At 68.4% G+C, this 4,820-nt stretch carries 3 protein-coding genes and 1 pseudogene; 3 read left to right on the top strand and 1 reads right to left on the bottom strand.

Features of this window, described 5'->3' with window-relative positions:
- The 3 genes and pseudogenes from ACY0I8_RS16425 to ACY0I8_RS16415 all read left to right on the top strand — a co-directional run.
- Nucleotides 1-322 (top strand): annotated as a pseudogene (locus ACY0I8_RS16425) (type I glyceraldehyde-3-phosphate dehydrogenase); the annotation flags it as partial.
- A gap of 780 nt (nucleotides 323-1,102) precedes the next feature.
- Nucleotides 1,103-2,230: a 3-deoxy-7-phosphoheptulonate synthase gene (locus tag ACY0I8_RS16420; protein WP_461395611.1), complete on the top strand. Its 1,128-nt coding sequence runs from the start codon at nucleotides 1,103-1,105 to the stop codon at nucleotides 2,228-2,230.
- A gap of 175 nt (nucleotides 2,231-2,405) precedes the next feature.
- A complete protein-coding gene (locus tag ACY0I8_RS16415; RefSeq protein ID WP_461395610.1) occupies nucleotides 2,406-4,109 on the top strand; it encodes a tetratricopeptide repeat protein in 1,704 nt (567 codons plus the stop codon).
- A 73-nt stretch (nucleotides 4,110-4,182) separates the two neighbouring features.
- On the opposite strand, the gene ACY0I8_RS16410 is transcribed toward ACY0I8_RS16415, so the two are convergent.
- A partial coding sequence (locus ACY0I8_RS16410; protein WP_461395609.1) for a PstS family phosphate ABC transporter substrate-binding protein occupies nucleotides 4,183-4,820 on the bottom strand: 638 nt, incomplete at its 5' end.

Genomic DNA, 4,820 nt, shown 5'->3' with positions numbered 1-4,820 from the left:
GTTCCGGGTGCCGGTGCCCACCGGATCGGTGATCGACCTCACCGTCATGCTCGAAAAGAAGGCCACGGCCGAGGAGATCAACGAGGCCATGCGGGAGGCCTGCGAAGGGCCCATGAAGGGCATCATGGAGTACTGCACCGACCCCATCGTGTCGGTGGACATCATCAACAACCCCCACTCGAGCATCTTCGACAGCCTCCTGACCCACGTGCGCAAGGACCGGATGGCCAAGGTGGTGGCCTGGTACGACAACGAGTGGGGCTACGCCTGCCGGGTGGTGGACCTGCTGGAAAAGGTCGCCGCCATGGACGGGCTGGCGTAACAGGCTGGAAAGCTGGGAAGCGGGAAGGCTGGAAGGCTCTACTCGTAATACCTTCAAGTATTGCCGGGGGCGGGTGGGGGACTGGTTCCGGCCGGGCGCGAGTGCGGCTCCCTTTTCGCCGCGCCTGTCCATGCCGTTGTCGGCTCGGCCGGGCGGGGCGGCGGTGGCGGACGTTCCGGATCTCCCAAATCGATCCGGGCGTGGTGAGGGCGCGGCGAGGTGAGGGGCCGCACCCGTCTCTCCACCAGCCCCCCACCCGCGGGTTTCCGTTCCAACGCCGGGGATCTGACAATACTTTCGTTGGTCTTCGTATTCCGGGAGTTCCGGCTGGGTAGCCGCATCCGGGGAAGGGCGGCCCCCTCCCGGCCACGGGGCCCTCCGGCGGATCCCCGCTCGGATCGCGGTGCCGGCGGGCGGGGACCTCGAGCGGGCGCACGGGCATGGATCGGTGACCGACGACCGCTTTTTTTCTGGACACGCCGGCGCCGGCCGGGGTATACGACTCGGGGTAGACAACGCGAACGGAGACGACCCGGTGCACACCAGCCGCTATTTCGCCGCCTATTCGTTTTATTTCGGGGGCTTCTTTCGGAAGCCTGCCCGGGCGGCGGAGGTGTAGCGGCAGACCGGAGTTCCCGACCACCGACACCCCCACCGGCCACGGGCAGGCCCTTCGCCAGCCCGTGGCCGGTTTTCGTTTCCTCCGGGGCCGTGGGCTGGCGAAGGTCGCCTCCCACGGCCCTTTCGGTTCCCCGACCCGGGGAAAAGGAGGAAGCGCCCATGATCATCGTGCTCAAGCCCGACGCCAGCCCCGGCCCCAAAGAACGCGCGGCCCTCGAGGCCGTGGCGGCCCGGTTCCCCGACCTGGAGCTTCGGTTCCACCGGGTCAAGGGAGCCCTCCAGGACCTCCACGAGGTCTACGTGTTCGGCCCCACCCGCCAGGTGCCCACCGAGGCGTTCGAGGAACTCCCCTTCGTCCAGAAGGTGATCCGGGTGAGCTCCAAGTACCGGATCATCGGCCGCCACGACGGCCAAGCCCCCGAGGTGGGGTTCACCTACCAGGGGCTCACCTTCTCCCAGGACTCGTTCCACGTGTTCGCGGGGCTGTGCGCGGTGGACACCCCCGAGCACGTCGAGATCGTGATGCGGTCCCTCCAGCGCCTCGGCGTCACCACCACCCGCATGGGCGCCTACAAACCCCGGACCTCCCCCTACGACTTCCAGGGCCACGGCAAGGCCTGCCTTCCGTACGTGTTCGAACTGGCGGGCCAGTGCGGGATCCGGGTGATCGCCATGGAGGTCACCCACGAACGCCACCTGGAGGAGATCTCCCGGGCCCTCCGGGAGGCCGGCGACCCCACCGGGGTCATGGTGCAGATCGGCACCCGCAACGCCCAGAACTTCGAGCTGCTGAAGCACGTGGGCCGGCAGCAGGAGTTCCCGGTCCTGTTCAAGCGGGGCATGGGCATCACCCTGGAGGAGAGCCTGAACGCCTGCGAGTACATCGCCACCAACGGGAACCCCCGCATCGTGTTTTGCCTCCGGGGGGTCAAGACCCATCTGGGCGACCCCCACCGCAACCTCGTGGACTTCGCCCAGGTGCCGGTGGTGAAGCGCCAGACCCGGCTGCCGGTGTGCGTGGACCCCTCCCACTCGGTCGGCAAGAAGGTGGCCGCGCCCGACCGGATCCTCGACATCTGGCACGCCGCGGCCCAGGGGGTGATCGCCGGGGCCAACATGGTGCTCGTGGACTTTCACCCCCGGCCCGAAAAGGCCCTGTGCGACGGCCCCCAGGCCATGCTGATGGAGGAGATGGAGTCGTTCTTCGAGGACATGGCCATCTGCCGCGAGGCCTACCTCCGGCGCCGGGCCCTGGCCGAGCGCACGGCCACGGCGCTGGCGGCGTGAACGAAGCCGTCAAAACAGTATTGACCAGATCCGATTCCCTGCGGTAGTAAAAGAAATTCGGGGCCTCTGGCCCCGCCCCCCTTTTCTCTCGCTGGGCACCGTGCGGCTCACGGCAACGGGGTGGACCGCAACCGGCAGGCTCGGCCCGCCGGGGCGCCCGAAAGGAGTCGCCGCCGTGAGGTTCGCCACGCTTCCGACCGCCGCCGTGTGCCTTCTCGCCTGCGTCCTCCTCGTGCCGGCCTGTTCCGGGGGCGGAGGGGGAGGAAACACACCGACGTCGGAGAACGGCTCCGGAACCCCCGGGGGGAGCTCGGGCGGCGGCGGACCGGCCGGCGAGTCGGGCGGGCTGATCGAGGCCGCCCCCTCTGCCGACGCCCTGGATACCCAGGCGGCGGAGCTTCTGGCCCTGGCCGAAAGTGCCATCGACGAAACCACCCGGACCGAGATCGAGGCCGTCGTGACCGGCCGGGTGCCAGCGGGGCGCCGGGCCGCAGACTATCCCACCGACACCCTCGCCGAGTCGTGGATCGCCGCCGCCGTGGACGCGTTCCTGTCGGGCGATCAGGACGTGGCCCTCTGGGCCGCGCTTCGTGCCTACGAGGCCGATCCCGACGACCCCTTCGTCCTCTCCCAGCTCGGGTTCGTGCTCCTCTACCGGGGCGAGCGGGAGGCGGCCAAGGGGTTCCTGCTCCGGGCCTACGAACTCGATCCCGAGTTCGCGCCCACGCTCTTTTGCCTGGGGTACTACTACGAGGGCGAGGGAGACGTCGGCCGGGCGGTCTTCTTCTACACCGAGCTGGTGGCCCTCCACCCCGACACCCCGTATTTCAGCTTCCCCCTGGCCCGGGCCCTCGCGGCCGCGGGCCAGGGGGAAGCCGCACGGGCGGTCCTGGAACCCGCGGCCCCCGCCTTGACCGGGGTGCCGGAGGCGCAACAACTCCTGGAAAGCCTCCCCGCGGCTCCGGAAGGGTCCACCGACCCCACCTCGCCCCCCGCCCTTCCCACAGGGCTCGGAAGCCAACTCGCCGTCGCAGAAATCGCGGCGGAGTTCGCCGCCTGCAGCGCTTCGTACCTGACCTCTCCGGAGTTCCAGAACGCAGCACAGGCGGCGGCGGACATGTTGGAGGCGGACCAGAACACCCAGGCGGAGTTCGACGACAGCGCAGCGGCGGAGCGAGAGTGCGAGATGGGTTGCGCTCTACGGTACGGCGAAGGGCCGGAGGGGGACCTGTGCGTGGCCGACTGCCGCATGGCCAAGTGCGACCGGGACCAAACCATCGCCAAACGGGGAATCCTCTGGTACCTCCAGTATGCCTACAGGTGGAAAGCAGGCTACACGGGGGGCGTCAGCAACGGCGGAGCGTGTCTCACCGACTCGTATTACCGCCACGAACCACAACTCACGGAGACCCAACGGGCGGAGATCATGAGCGAGATCTGGAACGTCCAGACCGAGGCGTTTCTGGGCCTCCGCAACGTTTGGGAAAACGACGTCCTCGCGACGCTGGACATGTACAGGACCGATGCCGCGACCGCGTGTGAGTATGCCGAACAGGCCATCGAGGACTTCGACCCCTTCGCCCTATCCGGGGACTACGGCGAGATGTGCGGGATCGGTGCTTGTGTGAAGTGGAACGGGACCCACATGGAAATCTCGGCAGGGGCCGGACCGTACAGCTTCACCCTCTCCGGCAGCTATTTCGAGGGCTTCACCGGCTCGTTCGGCCGCACGGTGTGGTCCAAGGGCCCGGCCGACGTGGGCCTGTTCATCCGGTTCGACTCCCGCACCCACACGAGCGGCTTCGAGCTGCAGGGCAGCGTGACCGGCCCGATCACCGGTGCGAAGCTCGAAAAGAAGGTCGCCCTAATGCCGCGCTGATGTAGGGCGGTCCCGACGCAAGACGGCCCCGCCGAGGCGGGGCCGTCTTGCATTCGGGTGCGGCCGACGGAGGCTACATGCCCAGGGCCTTGCGGTTCTTCTCCAGGAGCTCCCCGCCCACCGGATAGAACCCCTGCTCCTCGGCGATCTTCTGGCCGGCATCCGAGAGCTCGAACCGCAGGAACTCGGCCACGAGCCCCTTGGGGGTTCCGTTCGTGTACTGGTACAACGCCCGGGCCAGGGGGTAGAGCCCGGCCTTGACCGCCTCCCGGTCCAGCGGGCTCACGGCGGCGCCGTCGGGGGTCTTCATGTCGAGCGGCCTGATGCCCTTGTGGACCGTTCCGTTTTCGTCCACCACGTAGCCGATGCCCACGTACCCGACGGCCGAGGGGTCCCGGACCACGGCCTCCAGGATCTGGGCGTTCCCGTTCATCCGGTTCATGGTCGCGGCGTAATCCTTGTTTCCGAGCACGTGCTCCTGGAAAAACACGTAGGTGCCCGAGTTGGACTGCCGGCCGTAGAGGGTCACCGGCCGGTCGGGCCCGCCCAGGGCTTTCCAGTTCTTGATCTCGCCCCGGAAAAGCCGGCCCACGTCGTCGGGAGTGAGCGCCTCGATCGGGTTGTTCTCGTTTACGATCACGCACAGCCCGTCCACCGCCACCGCGAACTCCACCGGCTCCACCCCGTTCTTCCGGGCCAGCTCGACCTCCT

It is taken from the genome of Deferrisoma sp. (assembly GCF_054681715.1).
Note: the sequence above shows the minus strand (reverse complement) of the source record. Positions and strands in the feature narration are given on the sequence as shown.